This is a genomic window from Stutzerimonas sp. NM35 (assembly GCF_054604355.1).
This window is the reverse complement of sequence record NZ_CM137728.1, coordinates 1,657,415-1,681,365: the sequence shown is the minus strand read 5'-3', so window position 1 is coordinate 1,681,365 and position 23,951 is coordinate 1,657,415. Positions and strand designations below refer to the sequence as shown.

The 23,951-nt window shown below is 61.3% G+C and carries 24 protein-coding genes and 2 pseudogenes; 15 read left to right on the top strand and 11 right to left on the bottom strand.

What is annotated here, in order from left to right:
* Positions 1-80: 80 nt before the first annotated feature.
* Both ACYCFC_RS07910 and gloB read right to left on the bottom strand, forming a co-directional pair.
* Positions 81-1,628, bottom strand: coding sequence for a lytic transglycosylase domain-containing protein (locus tag ACYCFC_RS07910; protein ID WP_459653618.1), 1,548 nt, complete (start codon positions 1,626-1,628; stop codon positions 81-83).
* Positions 1,629-1,921: 293 nt separating this feature from the next.
* Entirely contained in the window at positions 1,922-2,698 is a 777-nt protein-coding gene (gene gloB / locus ACYCFC_RS07905) for a hydroxyacylglutathione hydrolase (RefSeq protein ID WP_459653617.1), read from the bottom strand.
* A gap of 112 nt (positions 2,699-2,810) precedes the next feature.
* Between gloB and ACYCFC_RS07900 the strand changes: the two genes are divergently transcribed.
* From ACYCFC_RS07900 to nudC, 7 genes are all read left to right on the top strand, one after another.
* Complete coding sequence (locus ACYCFC_RS07900; protein WP_459653616.1) at positions 2,811-3,569, top strand: class I SAM-dependent methyltransferase; 759 nt, start codon at positions 2,811-2,813, stop codon at positions 3,567-3,569.
* Between the two features lie 14 nt (positions 3,570-3,583).
* The gene (gene rnhA, locus ACYCFC_RS07895) at positions 3,584-4,036 is read left to right on the top strand and encodes a ribonuclease HI (RefSeq protein WP_181085326.1); all 453 of its coding nucleotides are present in this window, start codon (positions 3,584-3,586) and stop codon (positions 4,034-4,036) included.
* Positions 4,037-4,047: 11 nt separating this feature from the next.
* On the top strand, positions 4,048-4,794 hold the full coding sequence (gene dnaQ, locus ACYCFC_RS07890) for a DNA polymerase III subunit epsilon (protein WP_459653615.1): 747 nt from the start codon (positions 4,048-4,050) through the stop codon (positions 4,792-4,794).
* A gap of 78 nt (positions 4,795-4,872) precedes the next feature.
* Positions 4,873-7,125 (top strand): Orn/Lys/Arg family decarboxylase, encoded by a 2,253-nt coding sequence (locus ACYCFC_RS07885; RefSeq protein WP_181085330.1) that lies wholly within the window; start codon positions 4,873-4,875, stop codon positions 7,123-7,125.
* A 146-nt stretch (positions 7,126-7,271) separates the two neighbouring features.
* Positions 7,272-8,084 (top strand): crotonase/enoyl-CoA hydratase family protein, encoded by an 813-nt coding sequence (locus tag ACYCFC_RS07880; RefSeq protein ID WP_459653614.1) that lies wholly within the window; start codon positions 7,272-7,274, stop codon positions 8,082-8,084.
* A 37-nt stretch (positions 8,085-8,121) separates the two neighbouring features.
* Positions 8,122-9,804: a ferrous iron transporter B gene (locus tag ACYCFC_RS07875; protein ID WP_181085334.1), complete on the top strand. Its 1,683-nt coding sequence runs from the start codon at positions 8,122-8,124 to the stop codon at positions 9,802-9,804.
* Complete coding sequence (nudC, locus tag ACYCFC_RS07870) at positions 9,805-10,638, top strand: NAD(+) diphosphatase (RefSeq protein WP_459653613.1); 834 nt, start codon at positions 9,805-9,807, stop codon at positions 10,636-10,638.
* Here the strand turns inward: nudC and ACYCFC_RS07865 are convergent.
* On the bottom strand, positions 10,606-11,388 hold the full coding sequence (locus tag ACYCFC_RS07865) for a TSUP family transporter (protein ID WP_181085337.1): 783 nt from the start codon (positions 11,386-11,388) through the stop codon (positions 10,606-10,608). The two genes, nudC and ACYCFC_RS07865, sit on opposite strands and share 33 nt — an antisense overlap.
* Before the next feature lie 40 nt (positions 11,389-11,428).
* On the opposite strand from ACYCFC_RS07865, the gene ACYCFC_RS07860 reads away from it, so the two are divergent.
* Positions 11,429-11,578 carry a hypothetical protein gene (locus ACYCFC_RS07860; protein ID WP_459653612.1) on the top strand — a complete coding sequence of 50 codons (150 nt, stop codon included), beginning with the start codon at positions 11,429-11,431 and terminating at the stop codon, positions 11,576-11,578.
* Positions 11,578-12,225, top strand: a complete 648-nt coding sequence (locus tag ACYCFC_RS07855) for a hypothetical protein (RefSeq protein WP_459653611.1) — start codon at positions 11,578-11,580, stop codon at positions 12,223-12,225. Before ACYCFC_RS07860 ends, ACYCFC_RS07855 begins: the two co-directional genes overlap by 1 nt.
* Before the next feature lie 52 nt (positions 12,226-12,277).
* Here ACYCFC_RS07855 and ACYCFC_RS07850 read toward each other — a convergent pair whose 3' ends face one another.
* Both ACYCFC_RS07850 and ACYCFC_RS07845 read right to left on the bottom strand, forming a co-directional pair.
* Positions 12,278-13,045, bottom strand: coding sequence for an SDR family oxidoreductase (locus ACYCFC_RS07850; protein ID WP_181085341.1), 768 nt, complete (start codon positions 13,043-13,045; stop codon positions 12,278-12,280).
* A 29-nt stretch (positions 13,046-13,074) separates the two neighbouring features.
* A complete protein-coding gene (locus ACYCFC_RS07845) occupies positions 13,075-14,142 on the bottom strand; it encodes a phosphotransferase family protein (RefSeq protein ID WP_459653610.1) in 1,068 nt (355 codons plus the stop codon).
* 178 nt (positions 14,143-14,320) lie between these two features.
* Between ACYCFC_RS07845 and alkB the strand changes: the two genes are divergently transcribed.
* From alkB to ACYCFC_RS07830, 3 genes and pseudogenes are all read left to right on the top strand, one after another.
* The gene (alkB, locus tag ACYCFC_RS07840; RefSeq protein ID WP_459653609.1) at positions 14,321-14,971 is read left to right on the top strand and encodes a DNA oxidative demethylase AlkB; all 651 of its coding nucleotides are present in this window, start codon (positions 14,321-14,323) and stop codon (positions 14,969-14,971) included.
* A gap of 163 nt (positions 14,972-15,134) precedes the next feature.
* The gene (locus ACYCFC_RS07835) at positions 15,135-15,431 is read left to right on the top strand and encodes an Ada metal-binding domain-containing protein (protein WP_459653967.1); all 297 of its coding nucleotides are present in this window, start codon (positions 15,135-15,137) and stop codon (positions 15,429-15,431) included.
* A pseudogene (locus ACYCFC_RS07830) lies at positions 15,337-15,645 on the top strand (methylated-DNA--[protein]-cysteine S-methyltransferase); the annotation flags it as partial. The gene ACYCFC_RS07835 and the pseudogene ACYCFC_RS07830, both read left to right, overlap by 95 nt.
* A gap of 196 nt (positions 15,646-15,841) precedes the next feature.
* On the opposite strand, the gene ACYCFC_RS07825 reads toward ACYCFC_RS07830, so the two are convergent.
* Both ACYCFC_RS07825 and ACYCFC_RS07820 read right to left on the bottom strand, forming a co-directional pair.
* Complete coding sequence (locus ACYCFC_RS07825; protein WP_181085347.1) at positions 15,842-16,156, bottom strand: SCP2 sterol-binding domain-containing protein; 315 nt, start codon at positions 16,154-16,156, stop codon at positions 15,842-15,844.
* 59 nt (positions 16,157-16,215) lie between these two features.
* Entirely contained in the window at positions 16,216-16,929 is a 714-nt protein-coding gene (locus ACYCFC_RS07820) for a histidine phosphatase family protein (protein WP_459653608.1), read from the bottom strand.
* Positions 16,930-17,106: 177 nt separating this feature from the next.
* Between ACYCFC_RS07820 and sohB the strand changes: the two are divergent.
* Both sohB and ACYCFC_RS07810 read left to right on the top strand, forming a co-directional pair.
* Positions 17,107-18,133: pseudogene (gene sohB / locus ACYCFC_RS07815) on the top strand (protease SohB).
* Between the two features lie 11 nt (positions 18,134-18,144).
* Positions 18,145-19,137 carry a YhdH/YhfP family quinone oxidoreductase gene (locus ACYCFC_RS07810; RefSeq protein WP_459653607.1) on the top strand — a complete coding sequence of 331 codons (993 nt, stop codon included), beginning with the start codon at positions 18,145-18,147 and terminating at the stop codon, positions 19,135-19,137.
* Positions 19,138-19,518: 381 nt separating this feature from the next.
* Here the strand turns inward: ACYCFC_RS07810 and ACYCFC_RS07805 are convergent, their stop codons facing one another.
* From ACYCFC_RS07805 to ACYCFC_RS07795, 3 genes are all read right to left on the bottom strand, one after another.
* Positions 19,519-20,019: a DUF934 domain-containing protein gene (locus ACYCFC_RS07805; RefSeq protein ID WP_459653606.1), complete on the bottom strand. Its 501-nt coding sequence runs from the start codon at positions 20,017-20,019 to the stop codon at positions 19,519-19,521.
* A complete protein-coding gene (locus ACYCFC_RS07800) occupies positions 20,003-21,661 on the bottom strand; it encodes a nitrite/sulfite reductase (protein ID WP_459653605.1) in 1,659 nt (552 codons plus the stop codon). The genes ACYCFC_RS07805 and ACYCFC_RS07800 overlap by 17 nt, the downstream gene beginning before the upstream one ends.
* 343 nt (positions 21,662-22,004) lie before the next feature.
* Positions 22,005-22,223, bottom strand: a complete 219-nt coding sequence (locus ACYCFC_RS07795) for a DUF2970 domain-containing protein (RefSeq protein WP_181085358.1) — start codon at positions 22,221-22,223, stop codon at positions 22,005-22,007.
* 169 nt (positions 22,224-22,392) lie between these two features.
* On the opposite strand from ACYCFC_RS07795, the gene ACYCFC_RS07790 reads away from it, so the two are divergent.
* Positions 22,393-23,460, top strand: a complete 1,068-nt coding sequence (locus ACYCFC_RS07790; protein ID WP_459653604.1) for a methyltransferase — start codon at positions 22,393-22,395, stop codon at positions 23,458-23,460.
* 9 nt (positions 23,461-23,469) lie between these two features.
* Here ACYCFC_RS07790 and ACYCFC_RS07785 read toward each other — a convergent pair whose 3' ends face one another.
* Positions 23,470-23,892, bottom strand: a complete 423-nt coding sequence (locus tag ACYCFC_RS07785) for a 3-phosphoshikimate 1-carboxyvinyltransferase (RefSeq protein WP_459653966.1) — start codon at positions 23,890-23,892, stop codon at positions 23,470-23,472.
* Positions 23,893-23,951 lie beyond the last annotated feature (59 nt).

The window sequence follows — 23,951 nt, the reverse complement described above, 5'->3', positions numbered from 1 at the left end:
TGTATCCGCTGGAAAAAGCTCGCTATCCATCACTCTTTGCGTCAATAGATGACAGCCGCCAGCCACCGCTGCAGCGCCATTCAGGGCGCAAGATACAGCGTCAGTGTCTGGCCGGGCTTGAGCAGGGTGCTGTCCTCGGGATTCCAGCTCTTCAGATGATTGAGCCGCACGTTGAAGCGTTTGGCGATTTCATAAAGCGAATCGCCTTTTCTGACCTTGTAGTAGGTCGGTTCGGAGTTACTGCCACGGCTTTCTTCAACGGCCTGGATGGCCAAGACCTGGCCCACCTTGAGGCTGCTGCCGGAAAGCTTGTTCCAGCGTTGCAGATCGCGAACCGAAACCTTCTGTGCCTTGGCAATTTCCCAGAGATTGTCGCCCTTGCGGACCTGGTAGCTTCCAGATGCCGGCTGGCTTCGGGCAACGGCGTGCAGTAGCTCGCGTGGGCGCGCGTCACGGGGTTGCGGAAGGCTGAGCACCTGGCCGATGCGCAGACGATCATTCTTGAGGTGATTGATATCGCGGATGATGTTGACGGACAGATGATGGCGGTTGGCGATCGCTCCGAGGGTATCGCCGGGCTTTACCCTGTACTGCTGCCAATCGACGGCATCCTGTGGCTTCATCAGTGCCAGGTTGGCAGCCAGCATTTCTGCCTTTGCACTTGGCACCAGCAGATGCTGCGGGCCGTCCAGGGTGATGCGGCGGGTGAAGGCCGGATTCAGCTGGTAGAGTTCATCTTCATCGAGGTCCACCATTTGCGCGACGGTGGCCAGATTCATCCGCTGCTTCAGGGCAACCACTTCGAAGTAGGGCTCATTGGCGATAGGGCTCAGATTGAGTCCGTAGGCTTCGGGGCTCTGGACCATCTGCGAGAGCGCCAGCAGCTTGGGCACGTAATCACGGGTTTCCTTGGGCAGCGGCAGATTCCAGTAGTCGGTTGGCAAATCGAGTTTCTGATTGCGCTCGATGGCGCGGCTGACCGTTCCCTCGCCGGCGTTGTAAGCCGCCAGCGCAAGAAGCCAGTCATCGTTGAACAGCCCGTGCAGATAGGACAGGTAGCGCAGCGCGGCAGCGGTCGAAGCCGTGATGTCGCGTCTGCCGTCGTACCAGTTGGTCTGCTGCAGATTGAAGTGGCGGCCCGTCGAGGGAATGAACTGCCACAGGCCCATCGCCTGGGCCGGCGAATAGGCGAACGGGTTGTAGGCGCTCTCGATGATGGGCAACAAGGCCAGTTCGAGCGGCATGTTGCGCTCTTCCAGCTGCTCGACGATGTAATGGATATAAAGGCTGCCGCGCTCGCCGGCGATCTCGATGGACTGGGGACGACCGGCAAACAGCAGGCGCTGTTGCTCGATGCGTGGATTGCTGTCCAGATGTTCCTGGAGCTTGAAGCCGTCCCTGATACGACCCCAGATGTCCGGGTACTGGAGCTCGGCAGGCTGTGGCTCCAGCCACAGGGTTTTCTGTGTCAGCGATGGGGCCGGGAGGGGCTCGGCACTGATTGCCGGTGCTCGCGAAACAGTGGTGCTCTGGCAACCGGTTATAGCGAGACAGATGGCCAGCGCCAGGACCCGACCGGAGGCTGCCAAGGCGTCCGGAGATGGGCGATTCGAAGAGTCGGACGACATTGGCTGAAGGCTTCCCCTGGCGCAAAATTCGGGGGAGTGTAGAAATGCCGTTCCGGTGGGTCAAGTAAAGGCTGCGGTTTTGCGGACTGGTGCAGGATCTGCTGCCAGGGTGATCGCGCCATGCGCTCAAAGAGCCGAAAACAGCGCTGGAAAGCTGGCGGCTGAACGACAAGCGGTCCAGGTTCGAGCGCAAATGGCGTTTTTTCAGCGTTTTATCGAACCACCATCGCAGAATGGCGCCATAGCGCGATCGCCAGGGATCTGCTGCGAAGCGCAGCAGATCCCTGCCTTTCTCAGAAGTTGTCTTTCCAGGCTCTCAGCGCTGCGAATACGGCTTCGGGGTTTTCGCTTCGATGGCCCTTGTGCTGGCAGGCCGTCACTACGCTCGGTTCGCCGCAGCGCAGGAAGGGATTGGTCGCCCGTTCGGTCAGCAGGTCAGAGGGCAGCGAGATCTGGCCGGCTTCGCGCAGCAGGGTGACCTGTTCGAAGCGCCTGGCGATGTCCCGATTGTCGGGTTCCACGGCCTGGGCGAAGCGCAGGTTGCTCAGGGTGTATTCATGGGTGCAGTACACCAGGGTGCGTGCAGGCAGTGCTGTCAGCCGCTGCAACGATGCGAACATCTGTGCCGCAGTCCCCTCGAACAGGCGTCCGCAACCGGCGGCGAACAGGGTGTCGCCGCTCAGCAGCCAGGGTGTATCGGTATCGTCATGGAAGTAGGCGATATGGCCCAGGGTATGCCCCGGAACTTCGATCACCTCCAGGTCGTGCTCCAGAATGCGGATGCGCTGGCCGTCAGCGAGCCCCTGATCCAGTGCGGGGATCTTCTCGGCGGCGGGACCGTAAACCTTGGCGCCGTACTGCGCCTTGAGCTGCTGCACACCACCGACATGGTCATGGTGATGGTGGGTAACGAGGATATCCGTCAGTTGCCAGCCTGGATGGGCATCCAGCCAGAGCTGAACGGGAGTGGCATCGCCGGGGTCCACCACGGCACAGCGTTGTCGTTGCGTATCCTGCAGCAGCCAGATGTAGTTATCGGTGAAAGCGGGCAGAGCATCTATTTTCAACATGAGTGCGGGTCGCCAAGTCAATCGCAAAAGCGCATCCTAACAGCCAGATTCGAAAGTGGAACCGACCGCAAGTTGCGGCCCTGACGACCGAAGCGATCAATGGAGCCGAGCCATGAGTGATGAGCCGTGCGCCGGGGCCGATAGCCCCTGGCTGGCGCTGATGAGCGAGACCAGCGCCTGGTTTGACGGTCCCGCAGGCCGACAGCTGCTGGAACATGAACAGTATGTGCTGGCTCAGGAGCTCGGACGCTTTTTCGGCAGTTACCTGGTGCATTACGGGCCTTTCGCCAATACCCCCATCGAACCGCAGAAGCTCAAGCGCAGTGTACGACTGGGGCCGCCGCTGCCAGGCGTCGAAATCGTCTGCGAGGAGCAATCCTGGCCGATTGGCGAACATGCGGCTGATGTCGTGGTGGTGCAGCATGGTCTCGATTTCAGCCTGTCACCACACGCCTTGTTGCGTGAAGCGGCACGCAGCGTCAGGCCGGGCGGTCATCTGCTGATAATCGGCGTCAACCCCTGGAGCCCCTGGGGGGCCTCGCACCTGTTGTCACGCAAGGCTTTTCGTCAGGCGCGCTGCATCCGTCCGACGCGGGTCGGCGACTGGCTGAACCTGCTTGGCTTCGCACTGGAGAAACGCCGGTTCGGATGCTATTGTCCGCCGCTTTCTTCGAGCCAATGGCAGGCGCGACTGTCCGCACTGGAAACTATCGGCCAGCGGTTGCAGGCGCCCACGGGCGGTTTCTATCTGCTGGTGGCGCGCAAGCTGATGGTGGGCCTGCGACCCCTGCGGGAAAGTCGTCGCGAGCGCATGGGCCAGCTGTTGCCGATGCCCGTGGCGAAGGTCAGTCGGCGCGATGCCGAACACTAGGGTCTGTAATCTTCATGAGTGATGACGCGGTCGAGATCTATACCGATGGTGCCTGCAAGGGCAATCCTGGCCCCGGCGGCTGGGGCGCGTTGCTGATCTACAAGGGCGTGAGGCGCGAGCTCTGGGGCGGCGAGGCGCAGACCACCAACAACCGTATGGAGCTGATGGCAGCCATTCGTGCGCTGGAAGAGCTGAAAAGACCCTGCCAGGTGCGCCTGGTCACCGATTCCCAGTACGTCATGCAGGGTATCAACGACTGGATGCCCAACTGGAAGAAGCGCGGCTGGAAAACCGCCGCCAAACAGCCGGTAAAGAATGCCGATCTCTGGATGCTGCTCGACGAGCAGGTCAACCGCCATCAGGTGACCTGGCAATGGGTGCGCGGGCATACCGGCCATCCCGGAAATGAACAGGCCGACCTGCTGGCCAATCGCGGCGTGGTACAAGCCAAACGACAAACTGCCTGAGAGAAGGGAACATGCGTAGCGTAGTGCTGGATACAGAAACCACCGGCATGCCGGTGACCGACGGCCACCGCATCATCGAGATCGGCTGCGTCGAGGTCATCGGTCGACGCCTGACGGGCCGGCATTACCATGTCTATCTGCAGCCGGACCGGGAAGTGGACGAGGGCGCCATCGCGGTGCACGGCATCAACAATGAGTTTCTGGTCGATAAACCGCGCTTCAGGGATGTCGCCGATGAGTTCTTCGAGTTCATCAAGGGCGCACAGCTGATCATCCACAATGCAGCGTTCGACGTTGGCTTCATCAACAACGAATTCGCCCTGCTCGGCCAGCGCGAGCGTGCCGAGCTGAGCGATCACTGCAGCATTCTCGATACCCTGCTGATGGCCCGTGAGCGCCATCCCGGCCAGCGCAACAGTCTCGACGCCCTGTGCAAACGTTACGGCGTGGACAACTCCGGTCGCGAGCTGCACGGCGCCTTGCTCGATGCCGAGATCCTCGCCGACGTCTGGCTGACCATGACCGGCGGGCAGACCAACCTGTCCCTGGCCGGAGACGGGGCGGAGGGTGACAACGGCGGCAGGCAGCAGGCCACGCCGATTCGCCGCCTGCCAGCGGGGCGCCCGCTGACTCAGGTGCTGCGCGCCAATGCCGAGGAAATCGCCGCACACTCGGCACGCATGCAGGCCATCGAGAAGGCGGCAGGGGCTCAACCCCTGTGGTTGCAGTTGGAACAGGCAGGCGAGAGGCAGACTTGAGCCAGCACGCATTATTCAGGCTTGGTGCTTGAGGGGCGAAGCTTCTACCCTGAAGGAACGCTCCTTCAGGAAACCCTCATGCACAAAGACCTGAAATTTCCCATTCTCATCGTTCACCGAGACATCAAGGCCGATACGGTAGCCGGTGAACGGGTCCGCGAAATTGCCGCCGAACTGGAGCAGGACGGTTTTCATATCCTGCCCACCGGCAGCGCCGCCGAAGGACGCATCGTGGCGTCCACCCATCATGGTCTGGCCTGCATCCTGGTGGCGGCGGAAGGTGCCGGGGAAAACCAGCGGTTGCTGCAGGACGTGGTCGGCCTGATCCGCGTGGCGCGACGGCGGGCGCCAAAGCTGCCGATCTTCGCCCTCGGCGAGCAGATCACCATCGAGAACGCCCCCGCCGAAGCGATGGCCGATCTCAACGAACTACGCGGGTTGCTCTACTTGTTCGAGGATACGGTGCCTTTTCTGGCCCGGCAGGTGGCACGGGCCGCGCGCAACTACCTGGACGGGTTGCTGCCGCCGTTCTTCCGCGCGCTGGTGCAGCATACCGGCGACTCCAACTACTCCTGGCACACACCGGGCCACGGCGGTGGCGTGGCCTACCGCAAGAGCCCGGTGGGGCAGGCCTTCCACCAGTTCTTCGGCGAGAACACCCTGCGGTCGGATCTTTCGGTGTCCGTGCCGGAACTGGGTTCGCTGCTCGATCACACCGGGCCGCTGGCCGCCGCCGAAGCCCGCGCGGCGCGCAACTTCGGTGCCGACCACACCTTTTTCGTGATCAATGGCACCTCGACCGCCAACAAGATCGTCTGGCATTCGATGGTGGCGCGGGACGACCTGGTGCTGGTGGATCGCAACTGCCACAAGTCCATCCTGCATTCGATCATCATGACCGGCGCGATTCCGCTCTACCTCACGCCGTCGCGCAATGAGCTGGGCATCATCGGGCCGATTCCGCTGGAAGAGTTCACGCCGGCTTCCATTCAGGCCAAGATCGATGCCAACCCGCTGGCGCGTGGGCGACCGCCACGGGTAAAGCTGGCAGTAGTGACCAATTCGACCTACGACGGCCTCTGTTACAACGCCAACCTGATCAAGCGCACCCTGGGCAACAGCGTCGACGTGCTGCATTTCGACGAGGCCTGGTACGCCTACGCGGCCTTTCACGAGTTCTACGATGGCCGCTACGGCATGGATACCCGTGAGCAGGGGCCGCTGGTATTCACCACCCACTCGCCGCACAAGGTACTGGCGGCCTTCAGCCAGGCCTCGATGATCCATGTGCTCGACAGCCAGCAGCGCCAGCTGGATCTCGACCGCTTCAACGAAGCCTTCATGATGCATACCTCCACCTCGCCGCAGTACGGCATCCTCGCCTCGCTGGATGTGGCCTCGGCGATGATGGAAGGTCCGGCGGGACGCTCGCTGATCCAGGAAACCTTCGATGAGGCGCTGAGCTTCCGCCGCGCGCTGGCCAATCTGCGCAGCCATCTGGCGGCGGATGACTGGTGGTTCAGCATCTGGCAACCGGAAACCGCGGATGGCGCGGAGACCCTGGCCACTGCCGACTGGCTGCTGCAGCCGGAGGCGGACTGGCACGGCTTCGGTGATGTCGCTGCGGATTACGTACTGCTTGACCCGATCAAGGTGACCCTGACCACGCCCGGCCTGACCGCCCATGGCAAACTCAGTGAACGCGGCATTCCGGCGGCGGTGGTCAGCCGGTTTCTCTGGGAGCGTGGCCTGGTGGTAGAGAAGACCGGGCTCTACTCGATGCTGGTCCTGTTCACCATGGGCATCACCAAGGGTAAATGGAGCACGCTGCTGACCGAGTTGCTGGAATTCAAGCGGCACTACGACGACAACGTTCCGCTCTGCGATGCATTGCCCAGCGTGGCCCTCGTCGGTGGCAGCCTCTATGCCGGCATGGGCTTGCGCGATCTGTGCGATGCACTGCATGGCTGCTATCGGGAAAATGCCACCGCAAAAGCCATGCGGCGCATGTATACCGCGTTGCCGGAGCAGGTACTGAAGCCGGCTGACGCCTACGACAAGCTGGTGCGCGGCGAGGTCGAGGCCGTACCGATCGATGCCCTGGAAGGGCGCATCGCAGCCGTGATGCTGGTGCCGTATCCGCCGGGTATACCGCTGATCATGCCAGGCGAACGCTTTACCGCCGAGACGCGCTCGATTCTCGACTACCTCGATTTCGCCCAGCGCTTTGCCCTGCGCTTTCCCGGCTTCGATGCCGATGTGCATGGGCTGCAGCGCGAGGATCATCCCGAGGGCCATCGTTATACGGTGGACTGCATCATGCAGGGTTGAACCGGCAATACGGGCTTATGATGTGCCAGGGCGTGGGCTGCATCACACGCTCTCGCATCGACTTTCAGCCGGCTGTTGTTATAGTTGTGCGGCTTGAAACAGGTCCCCGAGAAGGCCTGACAATCTGCCCAGCCGAGGAAGATAGCGTGACTGAATACCAATCCTTTCGTGTGGAGCTGAAGGACAGGATCGCCCATGTGGCGATCAACCGGCCCGAAAAGGTCAATGCCATGAATGCTGCCTTCTGGAGCGAGATCGTCGACATCTTCCAGTGGGTCGACGATACCGACGAGGTGCGGGTGGTGGTGCTGACCGGCGAGGGCAAGCACTTCTCGGCGGGCATCGATCTGCAATTGCTGGCTCAGGCCGCGAGTGGCATGGGCAGCGACATCGGGCGCAATGCCGACCGTCTGCGCCGGCAGATACTCAAGCTGCAGGCCTCCTTCAACGCCGTGGACAACTGCCGCAAGCCGGTAATCGCCGCCATCCAGGGGCATTGCATCGGTGGCGCCATCGACCTGGTCTCGGCCTGTGACATGCGTTACAGCACCTTCGACGCACAATTCTCCATCAAGGAAATCGACATGGGGATGGCCGCCGATGTCGGCACCCTGCAGCGTCTGCCGCGCATCATCGGCGACGGTATCATGCGTGAGCTGGCTTATACCGGGCGCGCGGTCGATGGGCAGGAAGCGCAGGCGATCGGCCTCGTCAACCGGGCCTACCCGGACCAGCCGGCCATGATGGCGGCGGTGCTCGAGCTGGCGACACAGATCGCCGACAAATCGCCCGTGGCCATCCGTGGTACCAAGGAAATGATTCGCTACATGCGTGATCACCGCGTCGATGACGGCCTCGAATATGTCGCGACCTGGAATGCGGCCATGCTCCAGTCGGCAGACCTCAAGGTGGCCATGGCCGCGCACATGAGCAAACAGAAGCCGGACTTCGCCGATTGATGCATCAGCCAAACATTGCGCGGGGGGTGCGCCAGGCATGGTAACCGGAGCGACTTCACTCAGCCTGGTTCGCGATGAACTGTTCGCCACCATGGAAGAGGCCGAGCAGAGCCTCGAACATTTCATCATCGACCGCAATAACGGTGGCTTGCTGCAGCAGGCGGTCGAGAACCTCAAGCAGGTTCGCGGCACCCTCAGCCTTATCGAGCTGACCGGTGCCGAGCTGCTGGCGCAGGAAATTCTGCAACTGGCCACGGATATTCCCGTTGGTGCAGGAGAAGATCGCGACACGCAACTGACGGCGCTGAGCAATGCGCTGTACGTGCTTGCGCGCTATCTGGAAAGTGTCGATGCCAGTCGCCAGGAAATGCCCGAACTGCTTTTGCCCCCGATCAATGCGTTGCGTCTGGCCGGTGCCCAGCCACCGCTGCCGGAAAGCTTTTTCTTCAGCGTCCGTCTCGACCATGCGCGTCCAGCACTAACAGCGCCGGTGCGTGAGCCCGCTGCGCGCACTGCCGAGGCGCGTCGACTGCGGCAGATGTATCAGCTTGGTCTGCTCGGTTTCATCCGTGAACCCAATGCGGCGGCCAGCCTCAAACTCATGGGCCGGGCGCTCAGCCGGTTGGACATGCTCTACGCCAATACGCCAGCTGGGCGCCTGTGCTGGCTGGGCAGCGCCGCGCTGGAAGCGCAGCTCGATGGTCAGCTGCTGCCACGCCAGTCACGCAAACGGCTGTTTTCCAGAGTCGACCGGGAGCTTCGGCAACTGATCGTCAACAGTGGCCATGAGCCGCCGCGCAGCCTGCTCAAGGAGTTGCTGTATCTGGTTGCGCTGGCTGAAAGTGGCGGGCCGATCGCAAGTCAGGTTCGGGAAATATTTTCCCTGGGCCCGTTGCCCTTCACCGATCATCTTCTCGAAGATGAATCCCAGCGCCTGGCCGGCCCCGGTCAGGCCGTGATGCGCTCGCTGTCCGCGGCGATCCGCGAGGAGCTTGCAAGCCTCAAGGACCTGCTGGACCTGATCGAGCGTCAGACCGCGGCAGCGGAATCCTATGCCAATCTGCACAGCCTGCTCGGCAAGCTGGCCAAGACCCTTGGCATGGTAGGCTTATCGTCTGCCTCCAGCGCCCTGCATGCACAGTTGAGTCAGGCCTCGGGCTGGACTGCCGAAAACCCTCCGGCCTCTGAAGCACTGCTCAAACTGGCCGATGCGGTGCTCTATGTCGAAAGCATGGTGGCCAGCCTCGAACGGGGTGAGCGGCGTGATACTCGCCCGCAGACCATTCAATCCGGCCATGAGGCGCAAGCCTTCGCCAACCACCAGCTCACCGAGGCCTGTATCGTGGTGATCGGCGAGGCGACGGCGGGACTGGCCCTGGCCAAGCGGGCCATCACCGCCTATCTGGAGTCCAATGGCGAGAAACTGCATCTGGCCAATGTCCCGTTCAGCCTGATGGCGGTTCGCGGCGGGCTGCGCTTTCTCGAACAGGATCGCGCTGCCGAGCTGATCGGCGCGTGCGCAGACTTCATTCAGAAGCAGATGCTCGAAGGTGTGCAGATGCCTTCGGAGCAGATGCTCGAAACCCTTGCCGATGCCCTGACCAGCCTGGAGTACTACCTCGAAGGGGGTGCGATCCTGCGTCGTGACGATTCGCGCATCAGCGTTCTGGACCTCGCCGCCGACAGTGTGCGCGCGCTGGGCCTGCCGGTAGCCGCCTGAGTGAGTTTGCGCTGGCAACCCGCACGACTCGATCCGAGCGGTGAAAGCGGATGGGCGCTCGTGCATTGCCAGCAGGGCTTTCTTCATGACGACAGCGGCGTACTGTTTCCCAGGGCCTGGCTCAAGCGTCTGGACCTGCCGCTGATCAGCGAGCAGGGCCTCGGCTACTTCGAGGGCGATCCGGTATTCCTGTTCGAGTTGGCCCATCAGGCCGAAGTGCCTGGCGCATCCTGGCAGGGCCTGCGCCAGTTCATGATGCAGGATGAGGATGTCGACCGGTTTCGCATGCTCGGTTTTGCCGCGCAGATCGGTACCTGGGCCAACCAGCATCGCTTCTGCGGTCGCTGTGGCCAGCCGATGCGCCAGCATCCATCAGAGCGTGCGATGCAGTGCGCCGCATGCGGCATCCATCACTATCCACGCATCTCGCCGAGCATGATCGTGCTGGTGACCCGTGGCGACGAGTTGCTGCTCGCACGCTCGCCGCGTTTCGCCCCTGGGGTCTACAGCACCCTGGCCGGGTTCGTCGAGCCGGGTGAGTCGGTGGAGCAGTGCGTGATACGTGAAGTACATGAAGAGGTCGGGGTGGCGATCCACAGGCCGCAGTACATCTGCAGCCAGGGCTGGCCCTTTCCGCACTCGTTGATGCTGGGCTTTCATGCCGAGTACGCGGCAGGGGAAATCGTCATGCAACCGGAGGAAATCGAGGACGCCGGCTGGTTTCATATCGACCGGCTACCGGCCTTGCCGGCGCCGAAATCCATCGCCCGTTACCTGATCGAACTCTATCTGGCCCGGCGTTCAGGCCACGCCGAACCAGTGCTGCCAGGCTAGGCGCAGGCTCAACAGCAACACCACGAAAATGAAGATTGGCCGGATGAATTTCGAGCCGCCACGAATTGCCGTTCGTGCGCCAAGGTAGGCGCCGGCCATCAGCGCCAGCCCCATGCCGAGGCCCAGCACCCAGGCAACCTGACCGCTGATGATGAAAACAGCCAGCGCCGTACCGTTGCTGACGAAGTTCATGCTGCGCGCCACGCCGCTTGCCCTGAGCAAGTCCAGCGGATACAGCAGCAGACTGCTGACTGTCCAGAAGGCGCCTGTACCCGGCCCGGCAATGCCGTCATAGAAGCCGAGCCCCAGTCCCTGTGGCCATTGGCGGTGCTTGCCAATCGGCGCGGTGTTTTCCCTGGGTGTCACCGGAACGGGGTTGAACAGTAGATACAGCCCACAGACGAAAACCACCAGCGGCAGCAGCTGATTAAGCCATTGCGCAGGAATCAGGTGCGCCAGTCCGGCGCCAAGCGCCGCACCGATGGCCGTGGCGACCAGCGCACGTCCCCACTGCCGGGGGTCGAAAAGCTTGCGCCGATAAAAGGTGAAGCTGGCCGTGGCCGAGCCGAAGGTCGCGCACAGCTTGTTCGTACCCAGCACCAGATGCGGCGGCAGGCCGGCAGTGAGCAGAGCAGGCAGGGTCAGCAGGCCGCCGCCACCGGCAATGGCATCGATAAAGCCGGCGAGAAAGGCAACGACCAGCAAGGCTGCCAGTACGGGTAGATCCAGGGTTAATTCGAGAAAGGGCATGGGACACTTGCTAAAGGGAGAGGGCGGAGAAGAATGGCGCATGATGCCGCTTGCATCACGCCAAGCCAACGGCCTGGCAACCGGAAGCAGCGACATAATGTCGACTCGTAATCAGTGTTCCAAGCTGATGCTGGATGCCATGCAGGGTGCCACCGATAATGCTTCACCGATTTTTCAGGAAGGCATGTGATGCAATATCTGGGACTTGCAGTAGGGGTCGGCTTCCTTGCACTGGTAACCGCACTGCTCGCGTTGCGTGTGCTGCTGGGCGGCAACTGGCTGCTGGGATGGTTGCGCGGCACCTTCGGCCTGCTATTGCTCGCACTGGGCGGCGTGATCGCATTGATCGCCTGGGACGTCACGACCTATCGCCCGCTGCCACAGGACAAGCCCCTGGCCCGGCTGGCCTTCCAGGCCGAAGGGCCGCAGCGCTATCAGGCAAGGCTTGAGCAGCATGGGCAGACCCGTTTCGTCACCCTGGAGGGCGACCTCTGGCAGCTCGATCTGCGCGTGCTGCAGTGGAAAGGCCTGGCGTCATTGATCGGCCTTGAAAGCGGCTTTCGACTGCAAAGGCTTTCAGGCCGCTACCTGGCGGTAGAACAGCAGGAGCAGGCACGCAATGTACGGGTCGTGCTGGAGCAGAGCCGGCTGGGGCTGGATTTCTGGGCCTGGCTGCAGCGTTGTCAGTGTGGCTCGCTACTGGTCGAGGCGCAGCAGCACCGGGTCAGTTTCCTGCCCGTCGCGGATGGAGCCGAGTACGCCATCGAGATGACACCGACAGGACCGCTGGCACAGCCAGTGAATGCCGCCGCCGAGCAGGCGATGAAGGATTGGTAACGTACAGGAGCGGTACGTATGGGGAGCCTGAATGGCTCCCTTCCTATTATGATCAGGCCAGATAGCCACCATCCACATTGAGCGACAGGCCCGTGGTGTAGCTGGAGGCATCACTGGCCAGGTAGAGCACAGCGCCGGCCATTTCCTCGGGATTGGCCACGCGATGCAGGGGAATATGGCGCAGCGCTTCTTCACGGATGGCATCGTTGCTGACCAGTGCGGAGGCGAACCGGGTGTCGGTCAAACCCGGCAGCAAGGCGTTGCAGCGGATGCCCAGCGGCGCGCATTCCTTGGCGAAGGCCTTGGTCATGTTGATCACGGCGGCCTTGGTGACGGAGTAAATTCCCTGGAAATGCCCCGGTGTGACGCCATTGATCGAGGCGACATTGATGATGCTGCCGCCACCGTGCTCGCGCATGAGCTTGCCGGCTTCGACGGACATGAAGAAGTAGCCGCGAATGTTCACGTCCACGGTTTTCTGAAAGGCCGAGACGTCGGTGTCGAGGATGTGGCAGAACTGCGGGTTGGTCGCTGCGTTGTTGACCAGGATGTCGAGGTGCCCGAACTGTTCGCGAATATGGGCGAAAACAGCCTGGATCTGCTCCAGTTCGCCAATGTGGCAGGCCATCGCCGTCGCCTTGCCGCCCTCGGCATTGATGGCGTCGGCCACCGTCTGGCAGCCCTCGATCCTGCGGCTGGACACGATGACATGGGCGCCTTGCCGGGCGAGCAGGCGGGCAATGGCCTCGCCAATGCCACGGCTGGCGCCGGAGACGAAGGCGATCTTGCCATCCAGGTCGAAAAGGGTGGTTTTGCTCATGATGAGATTTCCTGTAAGGGCGGGCTGTTCTACAGCTTCGATTTGTGGATGACCTGCAAACACATCTGCTCAAGCAGGGCGTTGAGTTGCACGAACCGGGCGAATCGCTTGTCCTGGGTCTGACCGTGGAAATAGCGGTAGTAGATCTGCTGGATGATGCCGGCCAGGCGGAACAGACCATAGGTGTAGTAGTAATCGAAGTTGTCGATGCGGATGCCGGCGCGTTCGGCGTAGTAGTCAACGAACTGCTGGCGCGTGAGCATGCCCGGCGCGTTGCTCGGCTGCTTGCGCATCAGTTGCACGGGAGGCGGGTCGTCGGCCTCGATCCAGTAGGCCAGGGTGTTGCCCAGGTCCATCAGAGGGTCGCCGAGGGTGGTCATTTCCCAGTCGAGCACGCCGATGATCTGCATCGGGTTGTCCGGGTCGAGAATGACGTTATCGAAGCGGTAATCGTTGTGGATGATTCCGGGCTTGGGGTGATCAGCCGGCATCTTGTCGCGCAGCCAGGCCTTGACCGGCTCCCAAGTCGGCGTATCGGGGGTGATGGCGCGCTCGTAGCGCTCGATCCAGCCGCTGATCTGGCGCTGGACGTAACCCCCGGGCTTGCCCAGGTCACCCAAGCCGCACGCTTGGTAATCGACGTTGTGCAGATCGACGAATTTGTCGATGAAGCTCTTGCACAGGGCACGGGTCTGCTCCGGCGTGAAACCCAGTTCGGGCGGCATGTCTTCGCGCAGGATGATGCCTCTGACGCGCTCCATGACATAAAACTCGGCACCGATAAGGCTCTCGTCGGTGCAATGGACATAAGCTTTCGGGCAGTAGGGAAAACCGGCGTTGAGCTGATTGAGGATGCGGTATTCGCGGCCCATGTCGTGTGCCGATCTGGCCTTCTGGCCGAACGGCGGGCGGCGCAGCACCAGCTCCCGGTCGGGATACTCCAGCAGGTAGGTCAGGTTGGATGCGCCACCGGGAAACTGCGAAATGCGCGGCGTGCCTTCAAGGCCTGGAATATGGGCCTTCAGATACGGGTCGATTGCCTCGGCGGGCAGCTCCTCGCCCTCCCGGATTCGGCTGGTCTGGTCTGTAAGCGCCATGCGTGTCCCTTTTTATGATCGATGCGGCGACGATGCCTGCGAGTGAAGCGCTAATCTAAAGGCTGTGCCCTGACTTCACCAAGTGAAGCGGCTCGTTATTGGCAAAGGTGTTGCCAAGCAATCAAGGGGCCTGATGCCAGGTATTTGCTGACAGCTGTCGCCCGGGAGTCCAGCCGCCATGACAACCCTCGATCTTTTCGCTGACTACCTCATCGGGCAGCGTGAATCCCTCGGACCTTCGGCTTTTATTCTTCGAGGGTTTGCGCTGCCGTATGTCGACGATTTGCTACCTGAAATTGCCAATATCGAAGCGCAATCGCCGTTTCGCAACATGCTCACCCCGGGTGGCTTCACGATGTCGGTCGCGCTCACCAATTGTGGTGAGCTGGGCTGGGTGAGCGATCGACGGGGCTATCGCTATACGCGTACAGACCCCGACAACCAGCGCCCCTGGCCAGCCATGCCGCCAGTCTTTGCACGGTTGGCGCACAAGGCCGCCTTGGCGGCAGGTTTCGCGGAGTTCGAGCCCGATGCATGCCTGATCAACCAGTATCTTCCCGGCTCGCGATTGTCCCTCCACCAGGACAAGAACGAGCGGGATTTCCAGGCGCCCATCGTTTCGGTATCACTGGGCATGACGGCGACTTTTCTGTTCGGTGGGCACAAGCGAACGGACAAGACCGTAAAGGTGGCGCTCCAACACGGTGACGTCGTGGTTTGGGGGGCTGAGGATCGCCTGCGATATCATGCGGTGATGCCTCTCATGGACGCGCCGCATCCACTGCTTGGCAGCAGGCGCATCAACTTCACCTTTCGCAAGGCTGGTTAGTTTTTCAGTCGCCAGAGGCGTGCAGGTCAAGCGGATGACAATTCAACCGCAAGATTCGGAGTGCTTGCGACTGGGATTCTGGCTCAGATTGCCGGCATCACTTGAACAGTCAGGACATTGCCCATGAACACGAGTGTTCCTTCCCTTGCCGGGTACGCAACGGATGAGGCCCGCTGGCAGGCCGTTCAGACACGCGACTGCGCCGCCGACGGCCAGTTCGTCCGCGCGTCTGCCCAGGCGCGAGAACGTCGAGTTCTTCGATAATGCCGAGGCAGCCGAAGCCGCGGGTTACCGAACGAGCCGACGCGTCCAGGGCGATCAGAGCAGCGCGGCTGCCGGGCGTGCGAATCTGGTACTGCTGGCGTGTCGGCTTCATCGAAACGCCATCCCTCGGCCTGAATCTGCCGCTGGATGTACGCGGCACCGCCTTCCAGGAACGTGTCTGGCAGGCATTGCGTGAAATTCCGCCAGGCGGCACGGCAAGTTACACCGAGATTGCCGAGCATATCGGGGCGCCCAAAGCTGTACGCGCCGTCGCGCAAGCCTGCGCAGCCAACCACATCGCCGTCGCCATTCCCTGTCACCGCGTCGTGCGCCGCGACGGTGATATTTCCGGCTATCGCTGGGGCGTGGAGCGCAAGCGTGAACTGCTCCGCCGCAAAGCTGGCGTCTGATTGTGAAGGCCCGTATGGCGCATTCCAGGTGGGAATCACAGCCCTGACCCGCAGCCGTAGGGCCGAATTCATTCAGCCAGGAATTTGCCTGCAAAGGCTGAACAAGTTCGGCCCTACGGTTCAGTTGGAGCGGGGTATGCGGAAATAAAAAACCGAAATCTCTCGATTTCGGTTTTCGTCACATCCGCTCTGGCGATCAGGCCGGGAACAGCTCGCTCAGCTTCAGCGCCAGCATCATGTCGCCTTCGGCGCGCAGCTTGCCTGCCATGAAGGCCTGCATGCCGTCGGTTTCGCCGCTGATCACGCCCTGCATGGTTTCGCTGTCCATGATCAGGGTGACGTTGGCATCAGCCGATTCGCCCTTGTGGAAGTCGCAGGCGCCGTCCTTGACGATGAGGTAATAGTTTTCCGCATCGGTGATGTTGAACTGGAAAACCAGATCCAGACCGGTGGCGGCGCTGGCGTTGAACTTGGCTTTCATGCCCTGAATGGTTTCGTCGACGGTGCTCATGGGTATGTCCTTTATTATCGTGAAAAACATGCGATCTCTGATCGCCGTTGGAATGGAGCCTATCGCCAGGTGATGAGCTCCGGATTCTTTAACAGTTCCAAGTGTGCGTGACTGTTGAAGGACGCCAGGGAAACCTCCCGTTGGCGAAACTTCAGTTGACTGAGAGAAGTGTTGACGATCTGCCAGTTCAATTCGAAAGCCTTGATCGGTTGTACCCCGATGATCAGTTGAAGCAGCGCGGTGATGGTCCCGCCCGAGGTAAAGATCGCGATACGGTCTTTCTGGCCAGCCTGCTCGAGCAGACGGCTCAGGCCACCCTGGACGCGGTCGATAAAACTCTGCCAGCTTTCCAGACCTTCCTTTTCATGCTCGCCCGAGACCCACCGGTGAATCACGTGATTGAACAGACGCTGGAATTCGGCCCGATGATTGGCCGCGTTGCGCAGGATTTGCACGGCGTCGGGTTCGATGCTCAGCAGGTCGTCCATGTGTGCCCGAATCACCTCATCGGCAAGGAATTCATTGAATGCCGGGTCGATTTCGATTTCAGGCTGGCTGTTTTCGCTGCGGGTGGTCAGTCGTTCGAGCGTTGCCTGTGCCGTATCCTGCTGACGCTTCAGTTCGCCGCTGATACAGCGGTCGAAGCGCAGCTCCAGCTGAGCGAAATAATCGCCCAGGGCAGCTGACTGGCGAAAGCCGAGCGGTGACAGGACGTCATAGTTTTTCGCGCCAAAAGACGCCTGACCGTGTCTGATCAGGTAGATACTACCCATGCTCTGCTCCGAACCCCGATTTTCGCGAGGGTAGGGAGAACCACAGGGAGTGTCAACGAAAAATCATACGTTTGTTTGAATTGCTCGGCACTGGCTCCATCGGCCTGACGGTCGGTATGCTTGGCCGGTTTTAGCCATGCCGGAGTTCCGCTGGCGACTGTAATCCGAGGAGGATCTGTGGAGTTTCTTGCTGACTATGCAAGCTTTCTGGCGAAGACCGTGACGCTGGTGGTCGCCATTGTGGTGGTGCTTATCGCACTGGCTTCGCTGCGGCGCGGACGGGGCAGGCCGTCGGGCGGGCATCTTGAGGTGCACAAGCTCAACGATTTCTACAAGGCAATGCGCGAGCGCCTCGAGCAATCGCTGATCGACAAGGATCAGCTCAAGCAGCAGCGCAAAGGCGAAGCAAAAGCTGCGAAGCTGGCCAGAAAAAACCCGCAGGACCGACCGCGCGTGTTCGTGCTGGATTTCGACGGCGACATCAAGGCGTCCGCCGTGGAGAACATGCGCCACGAAATCACCGCATTGCTGACCCTGGCCACACCGCAGGACGAAGTGGTGCTGCGCCTGGAAAGCGGTGGCGGCATGGTGCATGGCTACGGCCTGGCGGCCTCGCAGCTGGTGCGCATTCGCGACGCCGGCGTGCCGCTGACGGTCTGCGTGGACAAGGTGGCGGCAAGCGGCGGCTACATGATGGCCTGCATCGGCCAGAAGATTCTCAGCGCACCCTTCGCCATACTCGGCTCCATCGGCGTGGTGGCGCAGTTGCCCAACCTCCATCGTCTGCTGAAGAAGCATGACATCGACTATGAGATGCTGACCGCGGGTGAGTACAAGCGGACCCTGGTCGGTATTCGGTGAGAATACCGACCAGGGCCGGGAGAAGTTCCAGGAAGATCTGGAAACCACCCATGAACTGTTCAAGAACTTTGTCTCGCGCTACCGTCAGCAGTTGTCCATCGACGAGGTGGCCACCGGCGAGGTCTGGCTGGGTATCGCCGCCCTCGGCAAGAATCTGGTCGACGAACTCAAGACCAGCGATGAATACCTGGCCGCACGCTCGCACGAAGCGGACCTGTTCCAATTGCATTACGCAGAGAAAAAAAGCCTGCCCGAGCGATTCGGCATGGCGGTGGGCTCAGTGATGGAGCACGGTTTGCTCAAGGGCTGGAGCCGGCTGAACGAACAACGATTCTGGCAATAAGGGGATATCACATGACAGCTTTCAAAGCACTGCAGGCCAGCGAGAACGCTGAGGGTCGCTTCCACACACAGGTGGTCGAGCGCAGCACGGCGGACCTGCCGGAAGGCGAGGTGCTGATTCGCGTCAGCTATTCCTCGCTCAACTACAAGGATGCGCTCTCGGCCAGCGGCAACCGTGGCGTGACCCGCAACTATCCGCACACGCCAGGTATCGATGCCGCCGGCACTGTGGCCGAATCCAGCGTCTCGGAGTTCGCGCCGGGCGATGAGGTGATCGTCACCGGCTACGACCTGGGCATGAATACCGCCGGCGGTTTCGGCCAGTACATCCGCGTCCCCGCCGCCTGGGTGATCAAGCGCCCCAGCGGTCTTTCGCTACGTGAGGCGATGGTTCTGGGCACGGCAGGCCTGACCGCCGCGTTGTGCGTCGACAAGCTGGAGCAGGCAGGGCTCGAACCCGGCGAGGCGCCCGTGCTGGTGACGGGCGCTACCGGCGGTGTCGGCAGCATCGCGGTGATGCTGCTGGCCAGCCTCGGTTACAAGGTCGCGGCGGTGACTGGCAAGGCCGATCAGGTTGAGTTTCTGCAAGGCCTTGGTGCCACTCAGGTCGTCGAGCGTGGGGCGTTGCAGAGCGGTGTGGAGAAACCGCTGCTCAAGGAGCAGTGGGCGGGCGCGGTGGATACGGTCGGTGGCGATATCCTGTTCAACGCGGTCAAGTCGTTGCAGCGTGGCGGTAGTGTCGCCTGTTGTGGGCTGACCGCCGGTGTCGGCTTCCAGGCCAGCGTTCTGCCGTTCATCCTGCGTGGCGTCAACCTGCTGGGTGTCGACTCGGTGGAAATCCCGCTGGTGGTCAAGGCTTCCATGTGGGACAAACTGTCCCTGCAATGGAAGCTGCCGAATCTGGACAGCCTGGTGCAGGAGATTGCGCTGGAGGAACTGCCAGAGGCCATCGAACGCATTCTTGCCGGCCAGCAGGTAGGGCGTATGCTGGTTCGTCTGGACTGAGTGCTATCAGCCACATAGTCAGCTTCGCAGGATGGAATCGCCGCAGGCACTTCCAGCATTGGGTTGGCGCAAGAGCTTGGCGTGGGCATGGCGATGGATTATGCCTTCGACCCCGGATTACGCCTTCGGCTAATCCAGGCTACGGTCTATCAGTCACATAGGCAGAATCGATTTCGCTGGCGCGTTCGATTGAGGGAAGCTAAGGCAACTCTTGAACGCAACAGCAGGAATCGATCATGAAAGCACTGGCCAGAAAAATCAGGGAAACCTTCGCCCGCAAGCATTCAGACGACATGACGCCGAACGAGCATCCGAACTTCTGGATGTATCAATAAGAAAAAACCCGCACGCTGCGGGTTTTTTCTTTTGTACGGAAGGCAATCAGCCCTGGCGGCGGCGAAACAGCGGCAGCGGTTCATCGACAGCCGACTGGTAGGTCACCGAGAAGTCCTTCAGACTTTCCAGCGCGTCGTAGGGATCGCGGTCCGGGCGCACGGCAAAGGCATCGAAGCCGCAACGGCGCATGTAGAACAGCTGGTCGCGCAGCACGTCGCCAATTGCCCGAATCTCGCCCTTGTAGCCATAGCGCTCGCGTAGCAGGCGCGCGCTGGAGTAGTGGCGACCATCGGTAAATACCGGGAAGTTGAGCGCGATGACCTGGAAATGCTGCAGATCATCGGCAATCTCTTCCACGGCCTGATCGGCATCCAGCCAGATACCGAGCCCGCCATCGCGGGCTTTCAGTGCGTGAGCATGTTCGAGCCATAGCTGGAAAGGCACGATCAGATCGTCGCAATTGCTCAGCTCGGCCAGGGTCACGTTGCTGGGCAGCAGGTGCCAGCTTTCATCGATGACCTGATCGCCCTTAATGATTCGCTGCATAGACACGCTCCTTGAAGGGGTCGATGCCGATACGGCGGTAGGTGTCGAGAAACTGTTCATCTTCGGTACGTTGCTCCACATAGACACCGATGAGCTTTTCGATCACGTCGGGCATCGCATCCTGGGCAAAGGATGGGCCGAGGATCTGTCCCAGGCTTGCGTTGCGCCCCGAGCTGCCACCAAGGGAAACCTGGTAGAACTCGGCGCCTTTCTTGTCCACCCCGAGGATGCCGATATGGCCCACGTGGTGGTGACCGCAGGCATTCATGCAGCCGGAAATGTTCAGGTCCAGATCACCGATGTCGAACAGGTAATCCAGATCCTCGAAGCGGCGCTGGATGGCCTCGGCGATGGGGATCGACTTGGCGTTGGCCAGCGAGCAGAAATCACCGCCGGGGCAGCAGATGATGTCGGTCAGCAGACCGATGTTCGGGGTGGCCACGCCCAGCTCGCGCAGTTCGTTCCACAGCTCGAACAGACGCGCCTGCTCGACGTCGGCGAGGATCATGTTCTGCTCGTGGGAGTTGCGCACTTCACCGAAGCTGTAGCGATCGGCCAGGTCGGCGATGGTGTCCAGCTGCTTGTCGGTGACATCGCCGGGCGCGACGCCGGTGCTTTTCAGCGACAGGGTGACGGCGGCATAGCCGGGCTTCTTGTGCGCCACCACGTTGCGCTGGCGCCAGCGGGCGAAGCCAGGATGCTCGGCATCGAGCCGGGCGAGGGCGGCACTCTGGTCTTCCAGCGCCTTGTAGGCCGGATCGATGAAGAACTTGCCGACACGCTCGACTTCCGCGTCGGTCAGCGTATTGGGGCCGTCCTTGAGGTATTCCCACTCGGCCTGGACACGTTCGGCGAAAACTTCAGGTGTGAGCGCCTTGACCAGGATCTTGATGCGCGCCTTGAACTTGTTGTCGCGGCGGCCATAGCGGTTGTACACCCGCAGGATGGCGTCGAGATAGGTGAGCAGGTGTTGCCAGGGCAGAAACTCATTGATGAAGCTGCCCACGATGGGCGTACGACCCAGGCCACCGCCGACCGATACACGGAAGCCCAGTTCGCCGGCGTCGTTCTGCACCGCTTCGAGGCCGATGTCGTGGACTTCGATGGCAGCCCGATCACTCACGGCGCCGTTGATGGCAATCTTGAACTTGCGCGGCAGGAAGGCGAATTCCGGATGAAAGGTCGACCACTGGCGGATGATCTCGCACCAGGGGCGAGGATCGACCAGCTCATCCTTGGCCACACCGGCGAACTGGTCGGTGGTGGTGTTGCGGATGCAGTTGCCGCTGGTCTGGATCGCGTGCATCTGCACGGTGGCCAGCTCGGCGAGGATATCCGGTACGTCTTCCAGTTCGGGCCAGTTGAGCTGCACGTTGGTCCGGGTGCTGATGTGGGCGTAACCCTTGTCGTAGTTGCGGGTGATTTCCGCCAGCTTGCGAATCTGGGTAGAGGACAGCAGCCCGTAGGGCACGGCAATGCGCAGCATTGGCGCATAACGCTGGATGTACAGGCCATTCTGCAGGCGCAGTGGCAGGAGCTCGGCATCGGTGAGTTCGCCCGCTAGATAGCGGCGAATCTGGTCGCGGAACTGATGTACGCGATCTTCGATGATGTGTTGGTCGTACTGGTCATAAACGTACATGGAGTGTCCTGTTCTCAGGGCTGTCTACAGCTTGTCGCGCGCACGGTCGCGCACCCATTGAGGGAAGGGCGGCAAGATACCAGTTAGCGGTTATGCGCAAAAGTGATGTTTGGGAATATGTTTAGAACGAAATAGTGCTTTTAGGTATTTGAACCGCCGGGGGGTGGAGAGCCTCGCCTGGGTGGTCTTAACTGCCTTGCAGGTGAGTTTCGACAAAAGGAAAAGAATATGAGCGAACACTCCAATCATGGCAACGACAGCCGGGCTGATGCCACCGCCATTCTCGTGCTGATCATCCTGGCGGTCGCGACGGCGGTTTTCTGGGTCAGCCAGCAGTAGCTGCTTATAGACCAGCCAGATACAGCACCAGTTTGACGATGCCCAGAATCGTCAGAATGAAAAGCAGGGTAAAGCCCACCCCCAGCAGAATGAAATGACTGGGCTTGCCCTGGCCGAAGTCGCGCGCGCGATTCTTGCCACTCTGCACGCCCAGTGCACCCGCCAGGACGCTTTGCAGCATCTGCCTCAAGGTGAGCGTCTTGCGTTCCTGCTTGTCAGCCATGGTCAACCTCGCAAGCATTATGTGCAGTTTGCAGGAAGTCTAGTCGTGGAATGCGGCATCATGCCCGGCGGCTGCCGGCGATCATTTTTTTCAGCAACCGCCGGGCATGGCATGCGCGCGTTCTGCGGTCGCTTATGCGCAGGCTTTCATTCAGGCAAGGAGATGCGATTTGAGTCATTACGATCTGGACCCCCTGACAGCCCTGCAAGCCAAGGAGCAGGCGCAGAAGCTGGCCTTTGCACCGGTGGCCTTCCAGGCGGCACGCTGCCTTCAGGAACTGGGCATCCTGGCGATTCTGGACGAGGCCGGGCCTGCCGGCCTCGGGGTCACGGAGATCGCCGAACAGAGCGGGGTGTCCGAATACGGCGTCAAGGTGCTGCTGGACATGGGCCTGAGTGCGCTGATCGTCACTTTCCAGGCCGGCACCTACCGGCTCGCGCGCGTCGGGCATTTCCTGCTGCACGATGCGATGACGCGCATCAACATGGATTTCACCGCGGACGTCTGCTATCGGGCCATGTCGCACCTGAGCGCGGCGATTCGCAATGGCCGTCCCGAAGGGCTGAAAGAGCTGGGCGACTGGCCCACCATCTACGAAGGTCTGGCGCAACTGCCCGAGCCGGCGCGGCAAAGCTGGTTCGCCTTCGATCATTATTACAGCGACCGGGCCTTTCCCGAGCTGCTCAAGCACGTGTTCGCCCACAGACCGAGGCGGATCGTCGATATCGGCGGCAATACCGGTCGCTGGTCGCTGCAGTGCTGCGCCCACGATAGCGAGGTTGAAGTCACCATCGTCGACCTGCCGCGTCAGCTGGCCCTGGCGATGGAGAACGCCCGCGAACGCGGGTTCGCCGAGAGGATTCACGGGCATCCGATGAATATTCTCGACGAAAGCCAGCCGTTGCCCCAACAGGCGGATGTCTGGTGGATGAGCCAGTTCCTGGACTGCTTCTCGCCCATGGAGATCCTGCACATCCTGCGCAGGGTTCGCGCCGCCATGCAGCCGGATGCCAGCGTCTACATTCTGGAGCTGTTCTGGGATCGCCAGCAGTTCGAGGCGGCGGCCTACAGCCTCAACGCCACTTCGCTGTATTTCACCTGCCTGGCCAATGGCAACAGCCGCTTCTATCGCAGTGATGACTTCCTGGCCATTGTCGAGGAAGCGGGTTTCGTCATTGACGAGCAGGTCGACGATATCGGCCTGGGCCACACACTGCTGAGGCTTGGAGCAGGCTGATGGCTCCGCTCAACGGTTGCCCTTGAACCAATCCCATAATCCAAGGGAGTAATTGGGCAGCAGGTCGATGCCGAGCGCAGACTTCAGCACATAGAGCATGACGAGCCCCAGCAGCGCCGAGAAGAACAGGAACAAGGTGATCGCACCGGCCTTGGCTGCCAGCGACAGCTTCTGCTGCGCGCGTGACAGACCACGTTTGTTGCGCCCTGCGACGATCACGAAATAGTACTGGGTGCGCCAGATGTTGAAGGTCCCGCGCAGATCCAGCTTGTGGCGCGCCCATGAGCGAGTGGCGAGTGCGCTGCGCAAGCCTTGCAATTGTTCATCGGAGAAGCTTTCACGCAACTCTTCGGGGAGCCGCTGCTTCAACCCGATGACGAAGGGATCATGTTCCAGAGGCGTGGCGCTGTGAGTCGAATAGGATGCGGGCATGGTGGGGCCGATGGTGAAGAATGGATGAATGATAGCCGTGCATGCCATGTGTTTGGCCC